This window comes from Baia soyae, assembly GCF_004341445.1.
GTDB classification, from domain to species: domain Bacteria; phylum Bacillota; class Bacilli; order Thermoactinomycetales; family Thermoactinomycetaceae; genus Baia; species Baia soyae.
In genome coordinates, this window is sequence record NZ_SLXV01000042.1 from 1 (window position 1) to 25321 (window position 25321).

General features: G+C 41.3%; 28 protein-coding genes. 19 read left to right on the plus strand and 9 right to left on the minus strand.

Annotation, left to right across the window (positions count from 1 at the left end; all coding sequences use genetic code 11):
• Nucleotides 1-776, minus strand: a 776-nt coding sequence (locus EDD57_RS11665; RefSeq protein WP_131849623.1) for an alpha-helical endospore appendage domain-containing protein, incomplete at its 3' end; no start/stop codon positions are given.
• 453 nt (nt 777-1229) lie between these two features.
• Between EDD57_RS11665 and EDD57_RS11670 the strand changes: the two genes are divergently transcribed.
• Nucleotides 1230-1496 (plus strand): hypothetical protein, encoded by a 267-nt coding sequence (locus EDD57_RS11670; protein WP_131849624.1) that lies wholly within the window; start codon nt 1230-1232, stop codon nt 1494-1496.
• A 140-nt stretch (nt 1497-1636) separates the two neighbouring features.
• On the opposite strand, the gene EDD57_RS14995 is transcribed toward EDD57_RS11670, so the two are convergent.
• The gene (locus EDD57_RS14995) at nt 1637-1762 is read right to left on the minus strand and encodes a hypothetical protein (RefSeq protein ID WP_279388961.1); all 126 of its coding nucleotides are present in this window, start codon (nt 1760-1762) and stop codon (nt 1637-1639) included.
• Between the two features lie 85 nt (nt 1763-1847).
• Here EDD57_RS14995 and EDD57_RS11675 point away from each other — a divergent pair, with 85 nt between their 5' ends.
• The 10 genes from EDD57_RS11675 to opp4C all read left to right on the plus strand — a co-directional run bounded on the left by EDD57_RS11675 (nt 1848) and on the right by opp4C (nt 14051).
• Nucleotides 1848-2630, plus strand: coding sequence for an SDR family oxidoreductase (locus tag EDD57_RS11675; protein ID WP_131849625.1), 783 nt, complete (start codon nt 1848-1850; stop codon nt 2628-2630).
• A 66-nt stretch (nt 2631-2696) separates the two neighbouring features.
• Nucleotides 2697-3794 (plus strand): phosphotransferase, encoded by a 1098-nt coding sequence (locus EDD57_RS11680; protein ID WP_131849626.1) that lies wholly within the window; start codon nt 2697-2699, stop codon nt 3792-3794.
• A 105-nt stretch (nt 3795-3899) separates the two neighbouring features.
• Nucleotides 3900-5783, plus strand: coding sequence for an OPT family oligopeptide transporter (locus EDD57_RS11685; protein WP_131849627.1), 1884 nt, complete (start codon nt 3900-3902; stop codon nt 5781-5783).
• Nucleotides 5784-5810: 27 nt separating this feature from the next.
• Entirely contained in the window at nt 5811-6173 is a 363-nt protein-coding gene (locus tag EDD57_RS11690) for a PqqD family protein (protein WP_243649532.1), read from the plus strand.
• A 230-nt stretch (nt 6174-6403) separates the two neighbouring features.
• On the plus strand, nt 6404-8047 hold the full coding sequence (locus EDD57_RS11695; RefSeq protein WP_131849628.1) for a peptide ABC transporter substrate-binding protein: 1644 nt from the start codon (nt 6404-6406) through the stop codon (nt 8045-8047).
• 319 nt (nt 8048-8366) lie between these two features.
• Nucleotides 8367-9359: an ABC transporter ATP-binding protein gene (locus EDD57_RS11700; RefSeq protein WP_424205866.1), complete on the plus strand. Its 993-nt coding sequence runs from the start codon at nt 8367-8369 to the stop codon at nt 9357-9359.
• The gene (locus tag EDD57_RS11705; RefSeq protein WP_131849630.1) at nt 9352-10320 is read left to right on the plus strand and encodes an ABC transporter ATP-binding protein; all 969 of its coding nucleotides are present in this window, start codon (nt 9352-9354) and stop codon (nt 10318-10320) included. The genes EDD57_RS11700 and EDD57_RS11705 overlap by 8 nt, the downstream gene beginning before the upstream one ends.
• A gap of 90 nt (nt 10321-10410) precedes the next feature.
• Nucleotides 10411-12084, plus strand: coding sequence for an ABC transporter substrate-binding protein (locus tag EDD57_RS11710; RefSeq protein WP_131849631.1), 1674 nt, complete (start codon nt 10411-10413; stop codon nt 12082-12084).
• Between the two features lie 74 nt (nt 12085-12158).
• Entirely contained in the window at nt 12159-13130 is a 972-nt protein-coding gene (locus EDD57_RS11715) for an ABC transporter permease (RefSeq protein ID WP_243649533.1), read from the plus strand.
• Between the two features lie 12 nt (nt 13131-13142).
• Nucleotides 13143-14051 (plus strand): oligopeptide ABC transporter permease, encoded by a 909-nt coding sequence (gene opp4C, locus EDD57_RS11720; RefSeq protein ID WP_131849633.1) that lies wholly within the window; start codon nt 13143-13145, stop codon nt 14049-14051.
• Nucleotides 14052-14122: 71 nt separating this feature from the next.
• Here the strand turns inward: opp4C and EDD57_RS11725 are convergent, their stop codons facing one another.
• Nucleotides 14123-14350, minus strand: coding sequence for a NifU family protein (locus tag EDD57_RS11725; protein ID WP_131849634.1), 228 nt, complete (start codon nt 14348-14350; stop codon nt 14123-14125).
• Between the two features lie 231 nt (nt 14351-14581).
• Between EDD57_RS11725 and cysK the strand changes: the two genes are divergently transcribed.
• The 4 genes from cysK to EDD57_RS11745 are packed head-to-tail and all read left to right on the plus strand — an operon-like array spanning nt 14582 to nt 17249.
• Complete coding sequence (gene cysK, locus EDD57_RS11730) at nt 14582-15508, plus strand: cysteine synthase A (RefSeq protein WP_131849635.1); 927 nt, start codon at nt 14582-14584, stop codon at nt 15506-15508.
• Nucleotides 15509-15513: 5 nt separating this feature from the next.
• The gene (locus tag EDD57_RS11735; protein WP_131849636.1) at nt 15514-16668 is read left to right on the plus strand and encodes a bifunctional cystathionine gamma-lyase/homocysteine desulfhydrase; all 1155 of its coding nucleotides are present in this window, start codon (nt 15514-15516) and stop codon (nt 16666-16668) included.
• Nucleotides 16665-16988, plus strand: a complete 324-nt coding sequence (locus EDD57_RS11740; RefSeq protein ID WP_243649534.1) for a DUF1462 family protein — start codon at nt 16665-16667, stop codon at nt 16986-16988. Before EDD57_RS11735 ends, EDD57_RS11740 begins: the two co-directional genes overlap by 4 nt.
• A gap of 21 nt (nt 16989-17009) precedes the next feature.
• Nucleotides 17010-17249, plus strand: a complete 240-nt coding sequence (locus tag EDD57_RS11745; protein WP_131849637.1) for a YuzB family protein — start codon at nt 17010-17012, stop codon at nt 17247-17249.
• Nucleotides 17250-17311: 62 nt separating this feature from the next.
• On the opposite strand, the gene mqnE is transcribed toward EDD57_RS11745, so the two are convergent.
• Nucleotides 17312-18409, minus strand: a complete 1098-nt coding sequence (gene mqnE / locus EDD57_RS11750) for an aminofutalosine synthase MqnE (RefSeq protein ID WP_131849638.1) — start codon at nt 18407-18409, stop codon at nt 17312-17314.
• A 313-nt stretch (nt 18410-18722) separates the two neighbouring features.
• On the opposite strand from mqnE, the gene EDD57_RS11755 reads away from it, so the two are divergent.
• Together EDD57_RS11755 and EDD57_RS11760 are read left to right on the plus strand one after the other, a co-directional pair.
• Nucleotides 18723-18962 (plus strand): aspartyl-phosphate phosphatase Spo0E family protein, encoded by a 240-nt coding sequence (locus EDD57_RS11755; RefSeq protein WP_131849639.1) that lies wholly within the window; start codon nt 18723-18725, stop codon nt 18960-18962.
• A gap of 68 nt (nt 18963-19030) precedes the next feature.
• Complete coding sequence (locus tag EDD57_RS11760) at nt 19031-19387, plus strand: HesB/IscA family protein (protein ID WP_131849640.1); 357 nt, start codon at nt 19031-19033, stop codon at nt 19385-19387.
• 67 nt (nt 19388-19454) lie between these two features.
• Here the strand turns inward: EDD57_RS11760 and EDD57_RS11765 are convergent, their stop codons facing one another.
• Together EDD57_RS11765 and EDD57_RS11770 are read right to left on the minus strand one after the other, a co-directional pair.
• On the minus strand, nt 19455-19715 hold the full coding sequence (locus tag EDD57_RS11765; protein WP_131849641.1) for a hypothetical protein: 261 nt from the start codon (nt 19713-19715) through the stop codon (nt 19455-19457).
• A gap of 472 nt (nt 19716-20187) precedes the next feature.
• Nucleotides 20188-21168 (minus strand): NAD(P)/FAD-dependent oxidoreductase, encoded by a 981-nt coding sequence (locus EDD57_RS11770; RefSeq protein ID WP_207896831.1) that lies wholly within the window; start codon nt 21166-21168, stop codon nt 20188-20190.
• Nucleotides 21169-21473: 305 nt separating this feature from the next.
• Between EDD57_RS11770 and EDD57_RS11775 the strand changes: the two genes are divergently transcribed.
• Nucleotides 21474-22664, plus strand: coding sequence for an NAD(P)/FAD-dependent oxidoreductase (locus EDD57_RS11775; protein ID WP_131849643.1), 1191 nt, complete (start codon nt 21474-21476; stop codon nt 22662-22664).
• A gap of 46 nt (nt 22665-22710) precedes the next feature.
• Here EDD57_RS11775 and EDD57_RS11780 read toward each other — a convergent pair whose 3' ends face one another.
• Nucleotides 22711-23481 (minus strand): chlorite dismutase family protein, encoded by a 771-nt coding sequence (locus EDD57_RS11780; RefSeq protein WP_131849644.1) that lies wholly within the window; start codon nt 23479-23481, stop codon nt 22711-22713.
• A gap of 170 nt (nt 23482-23651) precedes the next feature.
• On the opposite strand from EDD57_RS11780, the gene EDD57_RS11785 reads away from it, so the two are divergent.
• A complete protein-coding gene (locus tag EDD57_RS11785; RefSeq protein ID WP_243649535.1) occupies nt 23652-23927 on the plus strand; it encodes a YuiB family protein in 276 nt (91 codons plus the stop codon).
• A gap of 79 nt (nt 23928-24006) precedes the next feature.
• On the opposite strand, the gene EDD57_RS11790 is transcribed toward EDD57_RS11785, so the two are convergent.
• Both EDD57_RS11790 and EDD57_RS11795 read right to left on the minus strand, forming a co-directional pair.
• Nucleotides 24007-24483, minus strand: coding sequence for a divergent PAP2 family protein (locus EDD57_RS11790; RefSeq protein WP_165873796.1), 477 nt, complete (start codon nt 24481-24483; stop codon nt 24007-24009).
• Nucleotides 24484-24541: 58 nt separating this feature from the next.
• Complete coding sequence (locus EDD57_RS11795) at nt 24542-25201, minus strand: hypothetical protein (protein ID WP_131849646.1); 660 nt, start codon at nt 25199-25201, stop codon at nt 24542-24544.
• Between the last annotated feature and the right edge of the window lie 120 nt (nt 25202-25321).

The window sequence follows — 25321 nt, forward strand, 5'->3', positions numbered from 1 at the left end:
GAAAGACCGAGTTGTTCAATGACTGCTTGAATCGCTTCTGCAAGAGGACTATTCGCTCCAGTGGCCACTTCTAAGTTCACATTAGCCGAACCGGGGGTAACCGTAATTTCTAATGTACTGGATATAAAGTTAAGTATATCTCCGAAGCCGAGTGGAACACTTCCACTTCCACTTGCCCCTGTACCTTGGACTGTGAATAAGAAATCACCGGTAACAAACGTTCCCGTAGGTCCTTGAGGTCCTGTATTTCCTTGAGGTCCCGTGTTACCTTGAGGCCCTGTAGCGCCTTGAGGCCCTGTACTGCCTTGAGGTCCTGTATTTCCTTGGGGTCCTGTGTTACCTTGAGGCCCCATAGCTCCAATCGCTCCCGCGGGTCCTGGTGGACCAGAAGGTCCTGTAGCTCCCGCGGGTCCAGGAGGTCCTCCTGATGGCCCTGTGGGTCCCGTAGCTCCTGCGGAACCAGTTGGCCCTCTCGTAACGTCTGTGCCTAATACGTTTTCTAACTTCTCATTCAGTATCCATTCTTTCTTTCCAATCACATTAATGGTGTCGCGAACACTACTATTTATCGTAAGTAGATCGCTAATGGAAGGTTGAAAGGATGTTGATACTCCAGGGAGAGTTCCCAGAACGTATTGGAGCTTTTCGCCCTCGGCATTAATAATATGACTAAGTCCTAGCTCTTCTAACGCAATCGATGAAAGCAATAGGTTAATGGCATCTTCCCGTGTGATCTGAATATTGGGTGAAATATTTGGTATATTCGCTTGAGACATGTCTTTACCTCCCTATATATAATTCTGACTATATATATGTTGAATTGTATATGGATGCCTGGACGATATCTCACTTGAAAGACGATTCACCGTAGGATTCATCTACCGTTTACATTTGGTAATCATTACCTGAGCAGAGATCTCGACCATAAAGGAAAATAGAAAAGGTACAGAAAATAGATATATCCGTATATTATATTGAGTATATGGATATCAGACTGCAGACAAAATCCTATTTTGATAGATAATGACATCTGGACTGAAAAGTTCAGGGGACAAATATGTCTCCATGCCTTATAAAAACGTCTTAGAGACAGTTTTAGAAGGTCAAATTATTTCCAGATAAGTTCTGTGATTTTCGATATTGGGTTTGTCACCAGTCTGTGTCTATAAAATAGACTTTGTCTGTGGTCTGAGGGGAGTTTGTTAACTCCCCTATTAATATGTAGAGGGATGAGAAAAGTATTTGTGCCTTTTCTTTTGATATCTGTGTTGTGCCTGTTTTTAAGTGGTTGTAAAAGTGAAGGAGCAAAGCCTAATCCTACAACTGAGAAAAAGACAGACAACCGTATTGATATTGAACTTCCTTACAGCAATATTAGTGTTCCTACTAAAAACAGTACTCACATGTACATAGCAGTAAATGAGGGACAAAAACCAGAAGACACGGTAAATACAATTATCCAATATGATCCAAAAACAAAGGAACAAAAAAAGTAGTTACCTCTGTCTTTGAGGCTTCAGCTATTAACAGTTTAACAGCTTCTGACGATTGGCTTGTATATACTGATTCCACCATAGATGGTGGTACGAACAAAATTCTAGCTATTAACCTGAACCAGTTCCAAAAGTAATGCTTTTCAATCTAAAAACAAGTAATAGGTAAGCTCAGCAATCTGGGATTCGTTGATTCCACGCTGATGGATCCATTCAATAGTCGTTTGATGAACATCTTTTGCCGAAGCAGGGATTGGTTGATGATTCATATATCACACTCCATTTTCTCTTCAGTTGATAGGTTTACCGAAGATGTGGGAATTATGTTAGTTAGAAAGGAAAGGCGGACCTTATATGAAAACACTACTCATTACAGGCGGTAATAAAGGAATCGGAAGAATGATATCGAAGATGCTTGCAGAATCTGGCTGGCATGTGGCGATTGTTGCCAGATCGTATGATCAAGGAGTTTCATATGCAAACGAGCTATCCGCTCAGACGGGACAACAAGTCTGTTTTTATCAAGCGGATGTGACAAACCGTCAGGAGATTACATCATTGGTACAAAAAGTAAAACGGGATTTTGGTGGGATTCATGCTTTAGTACATGCTGTGGGGCCTTTTTTGCGAGAGCGAAAATTATTTACCGATCATTCTGCTGAGGAAATAGAGGAATTAATTCAAGGAAATTTTATGAGTAGCTTATGGTTGACGCGTGAAATGATTCCTATCATGAGAGAAGAACAATTTGGTCGGCTGATTTATTTTGGGTTTGGTCGTGTGGGGGAGGCGCCTGCGTGGCCGGATCGATCCGTATATGCAGCAGCGAAAACAGGTTTAGTTTCGTTTATGAAGAGTATTGCGGTAGAGGAAGCGGTATACGGGATAACAGCTAATATGGTAAACCCCGGGGATATCATTGGAGAATGGAAAGAGATGGATCGTGAACAAGTGGTAACTCTCTCTGATAACGAAACTCCGCGTGGTAGACCTGGATCGGGAGGGGATGTAGCAAGGGTTGTCCATTTTTTACTACAAGAACAATCGGACTTTGTTACAGGTAGCATTCTGAATGTGACGGGCGGGCTTGATGTCATCCATCCACGCTCTAAAAAGCAAATTACTTCTATTCAGTAGGCACAGTCTCCGTTTCTTTACATACAATATGGGCATAAGTGAATGAAGAAGTAGAGGTGAAGGTACATGCTTTCACAAGATTCTAGGGAGGTAGCAGAGCAACTAGACCAGTGGACAGGAGAAATTCATTTTACGCAATTACTTGAATATCACTATGGTTTTCAGGTGCTCTCAGCCAGGCCCATAGCAGGTGTAATCTATCTGGAGACAGATCAAGGCCCATATGGATGTAAACGAATTAAGAAAAGTGAATTAGATAGTTATAAATTGATGGTCCAAGTAGCACCATGGATGGAGTCATTATCTGACCCCGTTATGGAAATCCCGATGCCACGTAGCTCTCTTAAGAATGAAAAACATGTTTTAACGGGATTTGCCAGGAACTATGTGATTTATCCTTGGATTCATGGGGAAAGCATGTCTTGGAATCATGAGCAAGATTGGTTGGATGCTACGGTACAATTGGCTTCTTTTCATAAACAGAGCGCAGAATGGGAACCAGAGAAGAAAAAAATGAAGTGGACGGATCCATCCGAAATTCAAAAAGAAGAAGCACATAAACACGAAATCTATACCCTTGCTGCCAAATGGACGGAGATTCCCAATCAAGTAGACATTACGTTATCCCGGATGGGAACCTACTATCAGAGCTTGCTGGAATCTATTCAAGAGTATGATGAAAAGATCTCAGGCCAAGCGATTCGAGAACAGAGCAGGGTGAATGGGAAGCTTTGTCATAATAACTGTTCGCGGAAGAATTGGATTCGGACAGAGAATCATAATAAGGCCCAACTCATTGATTGGAATCAACTTAGCCATCAGGTAAGAACGAAAGATGTAGGTGATTGGTTGCTGACTGCGTATCGCTCTACAGGAAGTAAAGAATTAATTACCCGAATTATCAAGCAATATGATCAGGTTCATCCCGTTGAAGAAGAAGAACATGCTTTAATCTATTCGCGACTTATCTATCCAGATCATTATTTATTTGAGTGTAAGCAGATTTTTGAGGAACAAATTTACTTTGAGACGACGGCATGTAAAAAGTTAACAGAAGCAAAAGAGATTACGAGTAAAAAAATCGCCTTTGCAAGCTGGTATGTTGAAATGATGAAACAGGAATACAATAAGAAGGTCCCAACACTCTATTGGGTACATTTATAAATATGGTTGAGAAAACAGCATCCGATTAGGGATGTTGTTTTTATATTTTATAAAGGTAATGGGCAATGTAAGGATACATAGTAAAAAGAAGGTAGGAGATTTTCTTTGAAACGCGAATCGAAATTTATTCCCTATATACCTGCTTCGCGTTCTCTGCCTGAAATCACAATTGTATCCGTTATATTAGGAGTTGTATTGGCAATTGTTTTCGGTGCAGCTAACGCATATCTGGGGCTAAAAATAGGATTAACCGTTACCGCCTCTATTCCTGCTGCCGTGATTTCAATGGCGATTTTAAGAGGAATATTTCGTCGAGAATCGATTTTGGAAAATAATATTGTACAAACGATGACCACTGCGGGTGAAGCAGTAGCGGCTGGAGCTATCTTTACCATTCCAGCGCTATATCTCATGAAATTAACTCCTTCACAGGGCATGGTTGCATTTATCGCGCTAACAGGTGGGTTCTTAGGTGTTTTCATGATGATCCCATTACGCCGCCTTTTAATTGTAAATGAACATGAAACGCTTCCCTATCCCGAAGGGACTGCCTGTGCAGAAGTGTTAAAGTCTGGCGAAAAGGGTGGTAGTAGCGCTACCTTAATTTTTATTGGATTTATGATTGGTGGACTGGTAAAGGTATTTGATGGACTTCGATGGATCAAAAACTCGGTAGGAACAACGATCGCTGGCTATAAAGGTGCCGCTCTAGGGATGGATATTATGCCTTCTTTATTAGGAGTTGGCTATATTATTGGACCCCGAATTGCAGGCCAAATGGTGGCGGGTGGCTTGTTTGCATCGGTTGTTTTTATCCCGATGATTGTTTTTTTTACAACAGGAAGCCCCACTTCATTCTTCCCAACGACTGAGCCGATTAGTACGCTCGATGCCAGTGGGATCTATTCAAACTATATTCGGTACATTGGTGCAGGTGCAGTTGCGACAGGTGGACTCATCACGTTACTTAAGACACTTCCTCTACTAATTAAATCTGTAAGGGATACAATCGTAAGTCTTCGTACCCAGAATCAGGATGTAACGTTAGAACGAACGGATCAGGATCTTTCATACAAATATATCGGTATTGGTGTGTTGGTTTTAATATTGATCATCGCTTTTACCCCCGTAACCAATGTAGGCGTTTTAGGTGCCATTGCCATTGCGATCTTCGGGTTCTTATTTGTAGCGGTGGCTTCTCGAATTGTCGGGATCGTGGGAAGTTCCTCTATGCCTGTATCGGGAATGACGATTGCTACTTTGTTGATCGTGACTATTTTATACAAAGCCGCAGGATTTTCTGGAACGGACGGTAGTGTAGCGGCATTAGTAGTGGCGGCTATTGTGTGTGTAGCGATAGCGGTCGCAGGAGATATCTCTCAAGATTTAAAAACAGGATATCTTGTAGGAGGAACGCCTTGGAAACAACAAATTGCGATGATGATTGGGGTCTTAGCGAGTGGGTTATTAATCGGGTACGTACTCACTTTATTTGACTCCACTTATGGGTTAGGTGGAACAGAGTTGCCCGCAGTTAAGGCTGTATTAATGCGCATCATCGTGGAAGGGATTATGGGTGGAAATCTACCATGGGACCTGATCTTTATGGGTATTGCCTTAGCGATTACGATCGAATTTTTAGGATTAAATTCGCTGACGGTTGCAGTCGGTTTTTATCTCCCACTCTCAATTAGTTCACCGATCATGGTAGGGGGGATCATTCGCTGGCTGTCCGAAGTCTTTGCGAAAGATGAAAGTATCAGGCGGAAAAGGGAAGAAGTAGGGACGCTATTTGCTTCTGGCTTAATAGCGGGTGAAGCTTTGATTAGTGTGGTAATCGCATTGCTGATCGTGCCAAAAGTAATCAATCCTGACAAACCCCTTATGTTCGATAATAACTGGATGCCAGTTACCGTATTCGCATTATTAGCCATCTCTCTCCTATGTGTAGCGACTCGATTTAGCTCTAAAGAGAAGCCTACTACCTAGTATCCATAGAGATAGGAGTCCTGTACCATGTACCAACGTACTCAGAAGAAGCAACGAGCGCTTAATCTTCTTGAGATGAAACCGCTTTTACGAAGCCATTTTCAGATCGAGAAAAACGAAGAAAACCAGGGATTGTGTAAAGTATTACTTCCCAGAATGAGCTGGATTGAACGGCTTTCCATTCGTTTTTTACAACAGCCTTCCGTGATCAAAGTGCAGTTAGATCCACTAGGAAGCTTCGTTATCCAAAGATGTGAAGGAGTGCAAACCGTTCAGCAGATTAGCGATGACCTGATGAATCACTTTGGAGAAGAGGCGGAACCGATTCTCCCACGGCTGGCTAAATTTCTTGAGATTGTGGAAGTGAACGGATGGATTCACTTTGTGTAGATTTTTTTAGATATGATTAGTATTTTGAAAAAAATAGTAGGCTGTAGATCTTGTCTGAAATGAGGCATTGTCTACAGCCTGAAGGGATGGAAAAATCATTATAAAATAAATTCAATAAGGGCGCCGTTTCAGTAGGGAATGTAGTTTGCTCTATTTCATATTCGAAAAATTTATATTATAATGAAAAGATATGAGCCACCCTATTTCAGACAAAAGAGGAGGAAGGCTACATGTCACGGCTTAAACGGATCATTCACTACATAATGAAAATAGGTAAATCCATTACATATAAAGGATTTGAGCAGCTAAAACAAGCTTTCGTTACCAAGTGGAACGAAAAAGAGCCAAGGGAACACTATGTTCAACTAGGTAAGTTAACCGTGATTGCGGTTGCGATTGTGTTGGTCTACACTAGCTTTTTTGCTATGGAAAAAGGAGCAGATCATTCCGCGATTCAAATGGAGAAACCGCAGATTCCGGACATGTTGCGAATAGTCGAAACGGGAGAGCTACGCAATTTAGACAGTGCGTTAGTGAACGATCAAAGTGCCCAAAATGTGTTAAATAATATCATGGAAGGGCTAATGCGCTTAGATAAGGATAGCAAACCAACTTACGGTATGGCTGAAAAAGTGGAAGTGAGTCCAGACTATAAAACCTATACGTTTACGCTTCGAAAAGATGCCAAATGGAGTGATGGTCAGCAAGTCACAGCAGAAGATTTCATCTTTGCTTGGAAGAGAGCAATTGACCCTAAAAACTCTAAAAATGTTTATTTGTTTAAAAATATAAAAGGATTTAAAGAACGGAAGATAGAGCAAGGGGTTGTGGCGTCAGAAGGTCATAAATTGACGATTACATTAATCAAACCAGATCAAAATTTTTTATCACTGACTACGAATAGCGCTATGTTTCCACAACGAAAAGATCTATATGAGAAGTATCCCGATGTATTTGGAAGCGACATGAAAACACTGGTTTCCAATGGACCGTTTCAACTGGAATCTTTTACGTTAAATAAACTAGTAGCAGTGAAAAATGGAGACTACTGGGATCATCAATCGGTTAAGGGAAACGGCTTTATCATATTTGGTAGTAAGGATGATCGAAATTCAGACAATAAATATGTGTCGAATGAAGTGGACTTCATGCAGATGCATAACAAAATGGACGAAGCGACGATCAAAAGTGACATGGTGACAGTACCTAGATCAACTATTTACTACCTGTATGTAAATCCGAATCTGGATGGGAATACAAAGAAATATTATGCGAATGCAGTTGAGAAGCTAACGGATCATTCTACATTTGTAAAGAGCGGCAGTGTGATGCCGGATCTTATCTATCCACGGAATGATGTAAAAAAAGAGGAAGAAGGAAACGTTACGAGTCCCACAAAACCGGGTGAAGTTACCTGTATTGATCAATTAGAGGTGAAGAAGGTTTGTGAAATATTTAAAGAAAAAATATGCCCTTCCTGCACCACGAATGAAATATCAGCTAAAGAAATTAGAGAGGAAATGAAAGGAAAAGGTTTAGATTTAGTAGTGAGTTTATGGAAATCGTATTATCATGACCCGCTTACATTTCTCGATATTTTTAAAACAGATGCTACTGAAAACACAACGGGCTATTCAAATCCAAAGTACGATCAACGTGTAGCCCAAGCTCATGAAGAAATAGACCCAGTAAAACAGGCGAAGCTAATGGCGGAGGCGGAACAGATTTTAACGGACCACGATAAAGTAGTGGTTCCGCTGTATCAAAGAGTGATCCCCCGACTTCAAAAGCCGTATGTACAGGGTATTATTTATCATCCATACGGTCCAGAGTACTCTTTGAAATGGATGCAAGTTGGTAAACATCTCAAGTAAAATATCGTGTGAAATATCCCTTTGTTATAAAAATTTCAATTCACCAAAACTACGTAAATCTAAATAATTAACAGAAATTTTTTTCTAAAAGATAAGTAAGACCTATTGCAATATAAAAAGAAATCAAATAAAATTTGTTACAATTAGCAGGAGACTTAGTGTTAATCTAACGAAATGTTTTTTTGGGATTCGGGTAAAATCTCCGTAAATCATATATTTCATATTATTTATCAGAATAGAAATATAGTGTCTTATATTTTGTTATATCTAATTAATTAGATTACATATGGTTTGTTCTTTTAGAATTGGAGGGATAGGATTGTCACAGGCTTTACTTCAAATTGAGAATTTAAAAACAGTATTCGAGAATACAAAGAGCGCAGTTACGGTTGTGGATGATATTAGTTTCTCGATGAATAAGGGAGAAACGCTTGCTTTAGTAGGAGAATCGGGCTGTGGAAAAAGTATGACTTCCCTATCCATTATGGGTCTATTGCCAGGTACAGGGAAAGTGGCACAGGGGAAAATCATGTTTGAGGGAAATGATCTGACTAAGAAGTCAGTTGAAGATATTAGTAAAATTCGCGGAAATAAAATTGCGATGATCTTTCAAGAGCCGATGACCTCTCTCAATCCTGTGCTCAAAATTGGAGATCAAATGACAGAAGGACTGATCCTCCATCATAAGTTGAGTAAAAAGGAAGCAGAAGCTCGTGCGATAGAGCGGTTAAAGCTAGTAGGTTTTGCTCGTGCCACAGATATTATGAACGAGTATCCACACCAACTATCGGGTGGTATGCGTCAACGTGTCATGATTGCGATGGCAATGTCCACAGACCCACAGTTATTGATCGCAGATGAGCCTACTACTGCCCTAGACGTAACGATTCAAGCGCAAGTTCTTGAATTGATGAGGGATGTAAAAGCAGAATTTGAGACATCAATTCTACTTATTACTCACGATCTCGGTGTAGTGGCGGAGATGGCAGATCGGGTAGTGGTTATGTATGCCGGAAAAGTAGTGGAAGAAGCAAGCGTATTTGATGTTTTTGAGAAATCATCCCATCCCTATACCGAAGGACTTCTTAAATCTGTTCCCAACTTGGAATCAGATCAAACCAGACTTTACTCTATTCGTGGAAACGTACCAACCCCAGAGGAGTTTCCTATTGGTTGTCGTTTTGCACCACGTTGTGATAAAGCGATGGATCATTGCTTTGACCATGCACCTGATTTATATCGTGTAGGAGATCGCCATCAAGTACGGTGCTTCTTGTATCATCCAGAGAAGGGGACGTTCAGCCATGAGTAACCACCTATTAGAAGTGAAAAAATTGAGTAAATACTTCCCCATCAAGGGTGGTCTCTTCAAGCGTAAAGTGGGTGACGTGAAGGCAGTTGACCAAGTTAGTTTCTATGTGAAAAAAGGTGAGACCTTTGGCCTAGTTGGGGAGTCGGGTTGTGGTAAATCGACAACTGGACGGACGCTTCTTCGATTGATGGAACCAACAGATGGACAAATCCTTTTTAATGGTGTCGATCTTGCTACATTAAAGGGAGAGACGCTCCGAAAAGCTCGTCGCGATCTACAAATGGTGTTCCAAGATCCGTATGCCTCCTTAAATCCACAAATGACAGTAGAACAGCTAATTGAGGAGCCTCTCAATATTCATAACATTGGGGAAAAGGTAGATCGTAAAGACCGTGTTCTTCAAATTATGGATACCGTTGGGTTAAATAAAAACTTTGGTGGTCGTTATCCACACGAATTTTCAGGGGGGCAAAGACAACGGATTGGGATTGCTAGAGCTCTTGCTCTACAACCGAAATTAATTGTTGCAGATGAGCCTGTCTCAGCACTGGATGTCTCCATTCAATCGCAAGTTGTAAATTTGATGGAAGATTTGCAACAAGAGTTTGGACTTGCCTATGTTTTTATCGCCCACGATTTAAGTGTTGTACGTCATATTTCAGATCGTGTGGGAGTTATGTATCTCGGTCGCATGGCAGAGATTGCACCAAAAGGGGAGCTATATACGAAGCCAGCTCATCCGTATACGCAGGCACTCCTATCGGCTGTACCGGTTCCAAATCCACGTCTAAAACGGGAACGAATTATTTTAAAGGGAGATGTACCGAGTCCAGCCAATCCGCCCCAAGGATGTGCGTTTCATCCTCGTTGTCCCAAAGCATTTGATCGTTGTAAGGTGGAGCGTCCAGAGATGATTCATCTAGGCAGTGAACATTACGTAGCGTGTCACCTCTACGATTAGTAGAAAAGAATCTATCAAAGGGGTGATGCCTCGAAGGAACTTCGGAAGATTTTAAATTATTTTTCCATTTAATTAGGAGGTTGTAAAAGCATGAAGAAGAGTAAAATCGGTATTCTTTCTCTTGCAGTCGTGATGGGTCTTTCTGTATTCGCAACTGCTTGTGGTAGCAAATCTTCCGGTGATGGGGCAAAAAAGAAATCCATTACAGCAACGATGAACAGTACATTTGATGGGAAATTCAACCCCGGACTTTATGACAGTGTGTACGATGCGTATATCCTTGATCAAACATTTGCTTCCTTGTGGAAACAAGATGAAAAACTAGAAACGAGCATTCCTGACTTGGCTGAGTCTTGGAAAGAGTCAGAGAAAAAAGATGCCGTTTCCATTAAATTGCGTAAGGATGCCAAATGGTCAGATGGAAAGCCACTTACAGTGGATGATGTAATCTTTACCTGGAAGTTTATCGCCGATAAAGAATACAGCGGATCCCGTTTTGAGTATGTGGAATCCATCAAGGGCGCGAAAGAGTATCACGAAGGGAAAGCCAAGGATATCGAAGGAATTAAAAAGGTAGACGATTACAACCTAGAAGTTACCTTCGAGAAGAGCGATGCTCGTGATATTAGTACAAAGGTATTTAGTACGCCAATGCCAAAACACATTTTCGAGGGCAAGCCAGTCAAAACACTTGAGAATGACCCAGCAGTGAAAAAGGCAGAAAATATTGTAACAAGTGGGCCTTTTACCATTAAAGAAATCAAAGCTGGAGAGTTTGTGGTACTTGAGAAAAACAAAAATTTCTATGGTGCTGCACAAGGAAAGCCGAAGTTAGACCAAATCGTTTGGAAAGTGCTTCAAGAAGATGTAGCGATTGGGGCATTAAAAGAAGGAAAAGTGGACATGGTTTCGCGGATTAAGCCTAGTAGCTTTGAAACAATCAAAGGCTTTAAGGATGTTGAACTCGTAGAAGATACTGACTTAGGGTATCAATACTTAGGTTTCAGAACAGACCATCCGAAATTGTCAGATAAAAAAGTACGTCGTGCGATTGCATATGCAATCAATCGTGAACAAATGGTAACGGGTCTACTAAAAGGACACGGTACATTGCTGAGCACTCCAGTATCTCCTAAGAGTTGGGCTTATAACAAGGACCTAGATGCGGATTATTCTTTTGATCCAGCAAAAGCGAAAGCTCTTCTAGCTGAGGCTGGCTACAAAGATACAAATGGAGATGGCTTTGTAGAAGATCCATCCGGTAAGCCATATGTACTTTCCTTAGAATTCCCTAAAGGAAATCAAGTACGTGAGCAATCGGCTAAGTTGATCCGTGAAGATATTGAAAAAGTTGGGATCAAAATTGATCTAAAACAACCAAAAGACTTTGCTGCTCTAGCTGAAACGGTACAACAAAAAGCAGATAAAACGATGGAAATGTGGTTAATGGGCTGGACAACAGATGTAGATCCTAACCCTAAAAACATCTATGGCTCTACAGCTGAGTCTAACTACTATCGTTGGAAGAGTCCAGAAAGTGATAAATCAATCGGTGTTTCTATGTACGACCAAAAAGCATTTACAAAAGAAGGTCGTAAAGCATTGATTAAAGATTGGACGAAGATCTTCCAACAAGATTCTCCAGTTGTTCTGTTGTACTCTCAAAATATTATCGATGCTTATAACAAGCGTGTCACTGGAGTTCAGTATGACTACCGTGGTGCGTTAGGGCATCCAAGTTTCGTGGATTGGGATGTAAAGTAGTCGATATACAGCTTTGAAAATGAAAGACGTGTAGTCAACACGGCTACACGTCTTTCATTTATCAGTAGAGAGAGGTGAAGAGCTTGGTTAAATATGTAACTCGCCGATTGCTAGGAACGATTCCGATGATCGTTTTGATCTCGATCATTCTATTTACGTTATTGCAATTAGCACCAGGAGATCCGCTTGCTGGTAAGTTGGATCAACATGCAGATGCCAATTATATTGCTAAATTAAAAGAAGATTTTGGGCTTGATAAACCACCTGTAGAACAGTTTTTCTTCTGGGCTAAAAATTTTGTACAGGGGAATTTTGGAGTCTCATTTGATAAGAAAGTGTTAGTTCAGGATTTACTTAGTGAACGTATAGGGAAGACCGTATTTCTAGGTGTAGTTGCATTGATTTTTACATATATGATTGCGATACCACTTGGGATCCTCTCAGCTAATAAACCATATAGCAAATTGGATTATACCCTTACCAGTGCTTCTTTCATCGGATTTTCAATGCCGTCATTTTTCGCAGGGCTATTATTAATTTATTTATTTGGATTTCAGTTAGGATGGTTTCCGTACAGTGGTTCGGAGACAGAAGCCTCTGGATATGAGGGTCTAGAGTATCTAATGGATCGATTGCATCATGTTATTTTGCCTGCTATGACGTTAGCGATCATTAATATCGCCCAATACAATCGTTATGTCAGGGCAAGTGTCCTAGATGCGAAAGCACAGGACTACACGCGGACGGCTCGTTCGAAGGGACTTTCGGAGAGTAAGGTCTTGCGGAAGCATGTATTGCGCAATGCTTTAATTCCACTGGTTACGTTATTTGGAATCGATCTAGGCCTCCTATTAAGTGGAGCGATCATCACAGAGACTATTTTTGGCTTCCCAGGAGTGGGCCAATTATATATACAGTCCATTACAACTCGTGACTACCCGGTTGTGATGGCGATCACAATGATGACCTCTATGGCGGTTCTCATTGGGAATCTAATTGCCGATATCTTATATGCATTCGTAGATCCACGAATTAAATATGACTAGGAGGTGACTCTTATGAAGGTTAGTGTTGAATTAGGAAATAAGAAACACCTAAAGAAGGAAGAGAAGCATGTATCTCCGTTTCAGTTAGGATTTCAACGATTCTTGCAGAATAAAATGGCATTTGTGGGTTTGATTGTTCTCTCCATCATTGTACTTCTAACCGTTGCTTCTCCGTGGTTAACGACACATAATCCAGAATTAACAGATCTCACAAGTCAAGATTTACCTCCAAGTGGTGAGCATTTTTTAGGCACAGACTCGATGGGATATGACATTTATTCTCGACTCGTTACAGGTGGACGTGTTTCTCTGGTGGTGGGTTTTTGTACCATGTTTTTTACCGTTGTCATCGGGATTACGTTTGGATCGATAGCCGGTTATTTTGGAGGAAAAGTGGACAGTCTCATGATGAGATTTACAGACTTAATGTTGAACTTCCCATTCCTCGTGTTTGTTCTCTTTTTAATCTCCATTTTTGAGAAGACGACCGTCCCACTACTGATAACGGCCTTAGCGTTGACGTCTTGGCCTACAACAACTCGTCTCGTAAGGGGCATCTTCTTATCACTTCGTGAGATGGAATATGTACAAAGTGCAAAAGCAGTCGGCAATAAAAACTTCCGTATTATTTTTAGGCATATGATGCCCAATGCGATTGCACCGATCATCGTAAATGCAACTCTATTGATGGCACAGATGATTAGTATTGAAGCAGCACTTAGTTTCCTAGGATTTGGTATTCCTGATCCGACTCCCGCATGGGGAGGAATGTTAAATGATGGCATGGATTATACCGTCATGACAGAGAAACCGTGGCAATGGATTCCTGCGGGTGTTCTGATTGTTTTCACCGTACTATCTATTAACTTTATCGGTGATGGTCTACGGGATGCTTTTGATACAAAATCGACTCGTAGATAGAAAATAAATAGATAAACAAAGAACAAAGGCTATCTAGTTAATCATTTACTAGATAGCCTTTGCATGTGCGATTAAAGTGCTTGTTCTACTTCACGTACTTCTGGAATCTCTTCCATCAATGCACGCTCGATTCCTGCTTTTAGCGTAATAGTAGAGCTTGGGCAAGATCCACAAGCACCAAGCAGACGTACGCGGACGATGCCGTCTTCGATTTCAACTAGTTCTACATCGCCACCATCACGTTGGATATATGGACGCAATTTATCTAAAACCTCTTGTACGCGTTCTTCTAAAGTCATATTTGTTATACTCCCTTCGAGTCAACAATCCCTCACGGGTGAGAATTGTTCTTAATTATTTAATATCCTCATTGTAGAGTTTTTGGTAAATAAAATCAATGGAGATTGTAGGGTTTCTTTCATGTAAAATCTCTCTCTTTTTTACCTCTAGTTTTTACCCCTAGTAAATTGATAAGATAAATGTAAGTTTTATTTATTTAAAAATGTTTATTCTATGGAAGAAGGTACTGTATGAAGAAGGTATACCGAAATGTGAAAGAGTTAATCGGACAAACTCCGATTGTTCAACTACATGATTCCCGTATTCCAATCGGGATTGAAGTATATGCCAAGCTGGAGTTTATGAATCCAGGAGGAAGTGTGAAGGATCGTTTAGGAATGGCCTTGATCGCAGAAGGAGAGCGAACAGGGAAGCTGCAACCAGGGGGAACGATTATCGAGCCTACTGCGGGAAATACTGGAATTGGAGTAGCGTTAGCGGCTATCGGAACTGGGTATCGAGTTATTTTTGTGGTTCCGGAGAAGTTTTCTCAGGAAAAACAAGAGTTAATGAGAGCATTAGGAGCAGAGGTTGTAAATACACCGACAGAAGAGGGGATTAAGGGAGCGATTCGCAAGTCCCAAGAATTGGCGGAAGCGACTCCGAACTCCTATGTGCCTCAACAGTTTGCGAATCCAGCTAATCCAAGAATCCATTATGGGACGACAGGCCCAGAAATTTGGGAGCAACTGGATCATAAAGTGGACGTTGTCATAGCAGGAGCTGGTTCGGCAGGAACCTTTGTCGGTGTCGCGAAGTATCTAAAAGAGAAAGATTCGAAAGTGAAAGCAGTCATCGTAGAACCAGAAGGCTCTATTTTAGGTGGGGGAGAAGCAGGTCCTCATAAAGCGGAGGGAATTGGATTAGAATTTATACCACCTTATTTTGAACAGGACTTAGTGGATCAAATCTATACAGTAGATGATGTAGACTCCTTTGCGCAGGTAGCAGACTTAGCACGTGAGCAAGGATTGTTAGTAGGGAGTTCGTCAGGGGCCGCTTATCATGCTGCGTTGGAAGAAGCGAAGAAAGCAATGCCTGGGACGAGGATTGTCGTTATCTTTCCAGATGGTTCGGACCGATATTTAAGTAAAAAAATCTATCAAGGTGGGGTGTAAGGGATATGAAAATGGATACAAAATTAATTCATGGTGGGATTTTTGGAGATGAACATACTGGAGCTGTAAGTGTTCCAATTTATCAAGTGTCTACTTATAAACAAGATGGAGTAGGAAATCATAAAGGATTTGAATACTCTCGAACAGGCAATCCAACACGTCATGCGCTTGAGGTGTTAATTGCAGACTTGGAAAATGGAGTTCGTGGATTTGCTTTTTCATCAGGTATGGCGGCGATTTCGACAATCGTTAGTTTATTTAGCCAAGGGGATCATCTAATCGTTGGAGATGATATCTACGGTGGGACGTATCGCGTATTAAGCAAAGTCTTTAACCGATTTGGAATTGAAAGCACGATGGTAGACACAAGTGTATTATCGAATGTAGAAGCGGCTATTCGTCCTAATACAAAAGCGATCTATATGGAAACACCAAGTAATCCATTATTAAAAGTGACTGATATAAAAGGACTTTCGATCATTGCACAAAGACGTAATTTGCTTAGTATCGTGGATAATACGTTTTTAACTCCATATTGGCAAAATCCACTCGATTTAGGTGCGGATATTGTTCTTCATAGTGCTACCAAATACTTGGGTGGGCATAGTGACTTGGTTGCTGGTTTAGTAGCTGTAAAAGATGAAGCGCTAGGTGAGCGGTTGCATTTTGTACAAAATTCAATCGGGGCAGTACTCGGACCACAAGATTCCTGGCTACTGATCAGAGGATTGAAGACACTCGGATTACGGATGAAGGCCCATGAAGAGAATGCGATTCAATTGGCTAGTTGGTTGTCCAAGCACGATCAAGTAAATAGCGTTTATTATCCAGGGCTTGAAACCCATGCGGGGCATGAAGTGGCTAGCACACAAGCAAGAGGATATGGCGGGATTATTTCCTTTGATGTGGGTAGCGAAGAGCGAGCAGATCAAATTTTAAGTAAAACGAAATATTTTACTTTGGCTGAGAGTTTAGGAGCAGTGGAAAGCTTGATTTCTGTACCTGCTCGCATGACTCACGCATCGATTCCAGCAGAAAGACGTGTGGAGCTCGGAATTACAGATGGCCTCATCCGGATTAGCGTGGGAGTAGAGGATGTAGAAGATTTGATCCAAGATTTGGCACAAGCAATGGAAGTGACTGCGGGGAGTAACGTGTGAATCAAACGTCCATAATTGAAGTCTTGGTGTATGGGACAGCAGAGAATTGTTCCAGTTGCGTTACCCTACCCTCTGCTGTCGAAACAGCTAGTTGGCTTGAAGCGGCTTTGCTGAGGAAATTTGGAGAGCAGGTAACGGTTCGCTATATCGATATTTGTGCCCCTGAAAACGAGAAGGATCAAGCGTTTTCCAACCGTATTATTGAGGAAAATCTGTGGTATCCTGTTGTGGTGATTCAAGATGAAATTCTTGCGGAGGGGAATCCGAAATTAAGGGCATTGTATCAATATATTGAGGATCTAGGTGTAAAACCGATTTGAAGAGTGAAAGGGTAGAGAAACGTGCGGCCACTCATTGAGTTTTGCGTAAACAACGCAACTCCAGAGATAGCAGAAGTAAAAAAGAAGCTCGAAACGAACCTCGATTACGATGTGCTCGACTATGGCTGTCTAGGGTACTGTGGGATTTGTGCCACACAGCCTTATGCCCTAGTTAATGGTGATATGATCAAAGCTGATACAGCCGAGGAGCTGCTTAGTGCCATTTATAAGGCAATCGATGAGATGGAGATTCGTTTTTAGGAATCAAAAAGGAGGGGATGGTTATGGAAACCATCTCCTCTTTTTTGATGAAAACGATTGTTCTACTTCTTCATAGCCGGTTCAAACACTTTAATTTCATTATAGAACGTATCACGCTCAACTGGGATTCGATCTGCACCTTGAATCAGCCAGACGAGTTCATCACGGGTCAATGCACTCTGAGTAAGAGCCCCGACCGCATGACTAATTCGTTCTTCCACTAATGTCCCATGGATATCAGAAACCCCATAATGCATGGATAGCTGAGTAAGCTGTGTGCCGATATTAATCCAGTAGGCCTTCACATGTGGGAAGTTGTCCAACATCAGACGGCTAATGGCAAGCGTACGCATATCGTCCATCGCAGATGTTCGGCGACGAATTCCTGCGTTGATGCTACGTGGTTGCATAGCAAGTGGGATAAATACGAGATAACCATTGGTTTCGTCTTGTAGTTCCCGTACTCGCATCATATGGATGAGGCGCTCTTCTTTCGTCTCGATAGACCCATAAAGCATGGTAGCATGTGTTTTTAGTCCGAGATTATGAGCGATGTGGTGCGCTTCTAGCCATTCGTCGGTGCTTGCTTTATCAGGGCTCATCTTCTCACGATATCGCTCTGTCAGAATTTCCGCTCCACCACCAGGCATGGTATCTAAGCCGGCATTTACAAGAGCGCGTAGAACTTCTCCAGATGATTGTCCGCTAATCTTCGCGAAAAATTGAATTTCGGCCCCTGTATATGCTTTTATGGTTACATTGGGATAATTCTTTTTTAGAATCGAGATGGTATCAAGATAATAATCGAATGGCACTTTATGGTTGTGCCCGCCCACTATATGAAACTCACGAATATTGTCCGTCATTCGGTGTCCGACATATTCTAATAGTTCCTCAGGAGACATCGTATAAGCGCCTTCTTCTCCTGGATCACGGCGGAATCCACAAAACGAACATTTGGCTTCACATACGTTTGTGGGGTTAATGTACATATTTTGAATAAAGTACACCTTTTTACCATTACGGCTTAGGTTTACCTCATTAGCTAACTGTGCAATCGAGAGCAGATCTGGCGTCTCATATAAGTACAAACCATCTTGTAGGGTTAAACGCTCACCATGGCGTACTTTGTCTGCAATTTCCTGAAATCGAGTATCCATTTGACCTCTTCTCCTCTCAAGTCATAAAAAATAAGACGAAACATGCTATGATATTAATAAGCTCAATAACTATTTTCGACTGTGAAAGATGACCTCATTCTAACATAATCGAACGAAAGATGTAATTGGTATCGAAGAAAGAGAGAATTTGGCCAGGAGCGGCCGTTCGTGTCAGGCTTTGTCTGTACAAATCATACAGAAAATAACAATTTAGAAAAAAATGTAAAAAATGGGTTCCGTTTTGTCGGACAGATGTTGTATACTAGAAAATGGTAGATAGTCCACTTTAGAAGTATAAAGGGGGGGGTTTCCGTTGTTAAAGCGGAAACTAGAGGAGAAGATTGAAGTTGTTAGACTGGAAATGGAAGAAACAGCCAAAATAATGGGCATAGGTCACCCAATTGTGTATCAGTTAAGTGTTGAGCTTGATCAACTTCATAATGAATGGCATCGTATGTGCGGAGGTAAAAGGAAAAATATCTACAAAATTCGCAAAAATCATATTCATGTGAAAGAATGTTCAGCTATCGAAATGTACCAATATGTAGGTTAATCCTTTGTAAGTAGCTTGAATTGTTCAACTCCTGAGAAGTATACTTGTGCTACAGGAGGGTGAATTCCATGATTACATTAACAGAGGAAGCTGTACTTAAAGTCAAAGAAATGTTAACTGATACGAATAATCCAGAGCAACAATTCTTGCGTGTAGGTGTTACCCAAGGCGGTTGCAGTGGTCTGTCATATAGTTTGGGTTTTGATGAACAACAGAACCCAGGTGATACGGTACTCGATCTACATGGGGTGAAAGTAATTATTGATGAGACAAGTCGTCTCATTCTTGCTGGCACGGTTATCGATTATAAAGAGTCGATAATGGGTGGCGGTTTCAGCATTGAAAATCCAAATGCAATCGCAAACTGTGGCTGTGGTTCGTCCTTTCGAACAGCAACAGAGGCAGGAAAGCCAGGAGATTGCTAATACAACAAGAAAAAGCCTTCTTTCAGAATTGGTCATCTGAAAGAAGGCTTTTTCTTGTTATTAGGGTTTATTCTCTGCGTTCTGAGACCATATCGATCATGGTATATCCACATGTAGGACAATATAGTTGATGGGGACATTGGTGATTTTCTAGATCAAGGAATCCATTTGCCAGCTTCATCTGGTCGATTTCTTCATAGGGGCTGTAGTTGCCCATTAAAAAGGAAATCGGTCCATAATCGACTAGGGAAGTGGTGCAGATAGGGCAGGTTTCGGAAATCTGATTGGTGAAGCCGTTGCAGAGTGGGCACATGTTGTTATAGGGCACGTTTTGGAACCTACCTTAGGATATGTTTTATCCAGTAGGCTTCCAAAATGATGTGGATTCATACATGGGCAGATAGTGTGGATTGTGGTTCTGCTTCGAATTGGGCTGTTGTTTAGCGATTGGTTGTAGATGGCTCGGGGCAATGAATCTGCTCATAGCTCAAATAGTGAGCCTGCGAGGATGTGAAAAGCAAGTCCACTCCGTCATTCTCCGCTTTGGGCAAGTGGCAAAAACTCTCAAAAACCGCCCAAACATTTGCCACAAAACGCCCTAGCTACGAATGACTACGCTAAGCAGGCTCACTAACCTCACTACGAGCAGACACATTTGCCCCTACTCCATTTACCATTTCTACTTCATCAACCGGCTTAGTAAAGGGAATTGGCTTGTTAGCAATCGGTTAGAACTAACCAACAGGCTACCACATTCTTCTCACAAATGTTCTACACCTTGTAAGTCCTTATAAATCGTCCTAGAACGACATACTCGAACTGTGCCCCGGCTGTACCTTTGCTGCAGGATCAATGTATCTCTTCGCATTATTAACAGCCGTCGGAGCTTCTCCAAATCCGACTGCGATTAACTTAACCTTCCCAGGATAATGTGCGATATCCCCAGCTGCATAGATCCCAGAAATATTGGTCTCCATACTGGAGTTCACTACAATTCCGCCGTCTTCCACTTGCAGTCCCCAGTTTGCAATCGGTCCCAAAGAGGAAACAAAACCATAACTTACAATAAGAGCATTCGCATGAATTTCTTCCGTGATCCCTAGTTTCTGGTTACTGAGCGTGATGGAGGTAATCTGGCTCCCACCGTGCAGTGCTGTAATCTCTCGCGGCGTAATGACTTGTACAGTGGATTGTTCTAATAACTCGACACTATGCTCATGAGCACGGAATTTATCCCGGCGGTGTACCAATGTAACGCTTTTGGCAACAGGTTCCAGCATAAGGGCCCAATCCAAGGCTGAATCCCCACCGCCTGCGATGACTACGTCCAGTCCTGCAAAGCGTGAAACATCGTTTACAAAGTAAAAAAGATTGGTTTGCTCGAATCGAGAAGCATTCGGCAATGTGATCCGCCTTGGTTCAAATGCACCACAGCCCGCTGTAATGATGATGGATTTGGAATAATGAGTTTGTTTGTTGGTGATGATCTCAAATAATTGTTCATCCTTCTTATGAACTTCAAGTACTTTCTCATCTAGACAATATTCAGGCTTGAATATGGAGGCTTGTTCGATTAACTGATCAACAAGTTCTTGCGCTGTTACTTTTGGGAACCCGGCTACATCATAGATGTACTTATCTGGATAAAGAGCTGATAACTGTCCGCCTAGTTGAGGCATGCTTTCGATTACTTTGACCGAAGACTTCCGCATCCCTGCATAAAAAGCCGCAAACAATCCAGCAGGCCCTCCACCGATAATCGTAATATCTGTAGGAATCAACGATTTTTCCCCCAAGGTTAATTTGATTTGGAATATAAAAAAAACTTAGAAACATTATACCAGAAAGAGAACGTTTTTTCTTACTTATCTAGCTAAAATCGCATATCATTTTAAAATAATCTTTTCGTGGGTATAAAACAAAATAACGGACACAATATATACAAAATCCCTTGCCAAATGTCTAAAGAGGTCATATGATAAGGTTTGGTAATTAATATAAGGAACTCGTTGTCGGGCCTACATTTCTTAGTTTGTGAGAGAATAAACATATTTTGGTATGTGTAATAAGTAAATGGATGTGATGAATAGTGGCAACGCCTAAGATTCTGGTTCTAGGTGCAGGTTATGGCGGTCTTATGACTGTGAAGGGTTTAACGAAAAGCCTTGGGGCTTCTGATGCTGAGATTACATTGGTAAACCAAAACCCTTACCATTACTTTACTACCGAGTTGCATAAACCGGCAGCTGGTACGGCTCATCATGATCACGCACGTGTAAACATTGCTTCCGTGATCAATACAAACCGCGTAAACTTTGTCGAAGATCGTGTAGTATCGATCAATCCAAGTGAGAAAAAGGTATACTTGGAAAATAATACATTTGATTATGATCACTTGGTGATTGGACTTGGAAGTGCTCCAGAGACGTTTGGGATTAAAGGTCTTTTGGAAAATGCCTTCTTTATCCGTAACATTGACAGTGTCCGTATGATTCGTGAGCATATGGAATATATGTTTGCTCGCTATAAAAATGATCCAAAAGAAGAGTACCTTACGATTGTAGTGGGTGGAGCTGGATTTACAGGGATTGAGTATGTAGGTGAGTTGGTAGATCGACTCCCAGAACTCTGCCGTGAATACGATCTTCCACAAGAAAAGCTACGGATTGTAAATATTGAAGCAGCACCAACGGTACTACCTGGCTTTGATCAAGCACTTGTTGACTACGCTGTAGAATACCTAAAAGGAAAAGGTGTAGAATTCTACCTTGGCGTACCGATCGAAGAATGTACAAAAGATGGAGTTGTGTTAAAAGGCGGAGAAGAGATTAAATCGTCTACCGTTGTCTGGACAGGTGGGGTCCGTGGTAACAAGATTGTGGAGGAATCCGGAATTGAAACCATGCGTGGCCGTGTAAAAGTAGATGAAAATCTACGTGCGCCAGGTCATGATAACATCTATGTGTTAGGTGATAGTTCATTGGTCATCCCAAAAGATGGCGAGCGTCCGTATCCTCCAACGGCTCAGATTTCTACTCAACAAGGCCAATACCTTGGTAAGCACTTGCCTCAGTTAATGAGAGGGGAAAGTGTCCATGCATTCCAATATGCACCGAAAGGGACTGTTGCTTCTCTAGGAAACAGAGTCGCAATTGGAGTAGTAGGATCTAAAAAATTGTTTGGTGGTTCGGCGAGCTTTATGAAGAAAATCATCGATCTTCGTTGGTTATTCCTCTTAGGCGGAATTTCACTCGTTCTTCGTAAGGGAAAATTATAGGCATACAAAAAGCACTCTCCGCATAGGAAGGGTGCTTTGCTTATGTTTATAGAGTGTTTAATGCATTCATCACATCAGAATGTGAGATACAAGTAAACATTGGTACATCCCGCAATGTATAGCGACTTGCTTCGGTTTCACGAAGGTCTTGTACCAGTTGTAAGAAGTCTTTCGGATCGTCGGTCTCAAACGCTACGACAAACTCATGATCGTCAATCCCGAAGCTATAAGTCGTATTTAGTTTAACCGATGGATAACGGCTTCCTACTTGAATATGCTCGTCCATCATCCCTTGACGGGCAGGGAAGGAGAGTTGATACCAATCGCGCGTCTTAATAAAAGGATAGACGAATAAGTATTTGGATTGTCCTGGGATGATATGAGTCCGTGGATTTTGATGCTCAGGATCCATTTTATCTACATATACACTACGTTTGGTAATCGATAGATACGAATACGTAATGGTTAAATACTTCCCTAGGCCTGTATGCATGAGTTCAGAGGTCATTTTTTGGAATGTCTCTAACTCGTTAGCAATTCTCCAAAGCATTAATTCTGCATCAGGGCGAATTCCAACCATCGAATAAGGGAGAACAAAATTCCCTTTCATTCCTTGATATTCTTTTACAACTGCTGCGAATTCTGTTTTTCCTTGCTCTTGTTCTTCTTGCGAAAGACGACGCCAAGCAGGATCTACTTTAAAGAAAGAGAAATTTACATATTGGGTTGGTAATTGTGGGCGTGGAGTGCCTTCAGCAGAAGATGGAGCGGCTCCAGGACGCCCTGTAAAGGATGGTCTACCTTGTTGTGGTCTCATTCTTCATTCCTCACTTTTTGAGTAGCCTATTTGTTCAACTATGAACAAAGATCATCCTTATTGTGCCAAAGAAACCATCAAAACGCAAACGTTTTAGAGTTGACCCATAGAAAGAGGTTCAGTAAGATAGAGTTGGTTTTGTTATTAAGTTTTGAACGGAGGATAGATCAATGGATGCTTCTATGCCGGTTTCGATACCACAGTTGGCCGTTTCAATTGTGCTGTTGCTTGTTTTCTTCTTTGGTATTGGCTTTATTTTAAATATGATTCTTAAAACGACTTGGCTACCCATTATCGTGTATGCAGGGTTTGTTGCCTATATTGCATTTCAGATGAAACATATACATTTAGTGGATGTTTCCTGGTTAATCGCTGGACTAGTAGGTGCTGTAGCGAGTGGCTGGACCATTCAAACACTACGAGTCAAGGGATATAAAATGTTTTAGTCTCACGCATTCACGGAACACGAAAACAGCTCATGTCTTGTTACTCTTAACAAGACATGAGCTGTTTTGTTTACCCATTTTAATACCAAATCACATACATCATCAAGGCTACAAAAATCCCGAACCACGCACCCACAAATACTTCGATCGGCTTGTGTCCCAAGATTTCCTTTAACCGATTTCGATGTTCCAAATTTAACTTAGACGTTCGAATTTCGTGGAGTAAGGCTGCGAAGTCGTCAATTAGTTGGTTGATGGCTTGGGCCTGCATCCCTGCTTGCCTGCGAACCCCTGTAGCGTCATACATGACAATAATGCCGATGATGGTGGCGATCGCAAAAGAAGTAGTATGAAAGCCCTGTGTGATCCCGATCGAAGCCGCTAGTGAAGTTACGGCGGAGGTGTGCCCACTAGGCATACCTCCAGATAAATAAAACCATCTCCAATTCCATTTTCTGTGTAAGGAGAAATTCAATAAGACTTTTACGAACTGAGCCAGGAAAATAGCTGTAACAGAAGTCCATAGGCAAAAATTATCGAAGAGTTGAGCAAACAATGTAATATCCTCCTTTCCCTTCGATGTAAACTACCTAATGAGTTCGTCGTTTTATGATTTATTTGGTTTTATCAACATATACCTGATACGCTTTTTGCTCATCTTGAATTTGGCCTTTTAATTGGCTGATGAGTTGATTTAATTTATCATACTCTTTCTGTATTACCTTGTGAGTTCCCATTTTCCCTTCACTTAGCTCAAGAAAATAGGCATGCTCTTGTTTTAATACAATCTCACTCTGTTGATAGACTTGCTCTCTTTGATTGGTCGTTTTTTCTAGTTGCGAGACAAGCTCGGTTGCAGAAGGACGGTAATCAGATGGGAGCTCATTTAGTTGTTTCTTTAATTCTGGAAAAGTGGATTTACTTTTTGTAAACTCTGCTTTTTGAAGTTCATTTGTTTTTTGTTGTTCTTCAATCAATTGAACCATTTGTTTCAATGCGTCTTTGTTGTCTTCAATCGCAGGCTTTAAGCCTTGTTCCATCTCCTTTTCCTTTTTATAGCTTTCGGAAGACTTGGCAGATAATTCTCCGTATTTCAGGTTACTGGACTGTACCTGGTTAATTTTTTTATTGAATTCTTGCAACTTCCCATTATGAAAGAAGAGCATATAGGCTCCAGCTAAGAGAACAATTCCTGCCCCGACCCCTATAGATATAAGTGGTATCCTTTTTTTAAAATCGAATTTTCTATCTGCAAACCTAGATTTTCTGCTCATTAGAGAACCTTCTTTTCTATAAAATATCAGGTGTGTTGATTTGCATAATTTTGGGAGTTAGAGCAATGATCTATGACATTCTTCATGAAGGAACTGATAGATCCTCAGTAACCATTCGGT

Coding starts and splice junctions, on each gene's coding strand:
- EDD57_RS11680 (WP_131849626.1), top strand. CDS start 2,697: ATGCTTTCACAAGATTCTAGGGAGGTAGCAGAGCAACTAGACCAGTGG.
- EDD57_RS11705 (WP_131849630.1), top strand. CDS start 9,352: ATGAGTAACCACCTATTAGAAGTGAAAAAATTGAGTAAATACTTCCCC.
- EDD57_RS11785 (WP_243649535.1), top strand. CDS start 23,652: ATGGATGCTTCTATGCCGGTTTCGATACCACAGTTGGCCGTTTCAATT.
- EDD57_RS14995 (WP_279388961.1), bottom strand. CDS start 1,762: ATGAATCATCAACCAATCCCTGCTTCGGCAAAAGATGTTCATCAAACG.
- EDD57_RS11690 (WP_243649532.1), top strand. CDS start 5,811: ATGTACCAACGTACTCAGAAGAAGCAACGAGCGCTTAATCTTCTTGAG.
- EDD57_RS11780 (WP_131849644.1), bottom strand. CDS start 23,481: ATGAGACCACAACAAGGTAGACCATCCTTTACAGGGCGTCCTGGAGCC.
- opp4C (WP_131849633.1), top strand. CDS start 13,143: ATGAAGGTTAGTGTTGAATTAGGAAATAAGAAACACCTAAAGAAGGAA.
- EDD57_RS11710 (WP_131849631.1), top strand. CDS start 10,411: ATGAAGAAGAGTAAAATCGGTATTCTTTCTCTTGCAGTCGTGATGGGT.
- EDD57_RS11760 (WP_131849640.1), top strand. CDS start 19,031: ATGATTACATTAACAGAGGAAGCTGTACTTAAAGTCAAAGAAATGTTA.
- EDD57_RS11735 (WP_131849636.1), top strand. CDS start 15,514: ATGAAAATGGATACAAAATTAATTCATGGTGGGATTTTTGGAGATGAA.
- EDD57_RS11675 (WP_131849625.1), top strand. CDS start 1,848: ATGAAAACACTACTCATTACAGGCGGTAATAAAGGAATCGGAAGAATG.
- EDD57_RS11670 (WP_131849624.1), top strand. CDS start 1,230: ATGAGAAAAGTATTTGTGCCTTTTCTTTTGATATCTGTGTTGTGCCTG.
- EDD57_RS11695 (WP_131849628.1), top strand. CDS start 6,404: ATGTCACGGCTTAAACGGATCATTCACTACATAATGAAAATAGGTAAA.
- cysK (WP_131849635.1), top strand. CDS start 14,582: ATGAAGAAGGTATACCGAAATGTGAAAGAGTTAATCGGACAAACTCCG.
- mqnE (WP_131849638.1), bottom strand. CDS start 18,409: ATGGATACTCGATTTCAGGAAATTGCAGACAAAGTACGCCATGGTGAG.
- EDD57_RS11795 (WP_131849646.1), bottom strand. CDS start 25,201: ATGAGCAGAAAATCTAGGTTTGCAGATAGAAAATTCGATTTTAAAAAA.
- EDD57_RS11725 (WP_131849634.1), bottom strand. CDS start 14,350: ATGACTTTAGAAGAACGCGTACAAGAGGTTTTAGATAAATTGCGTCCA.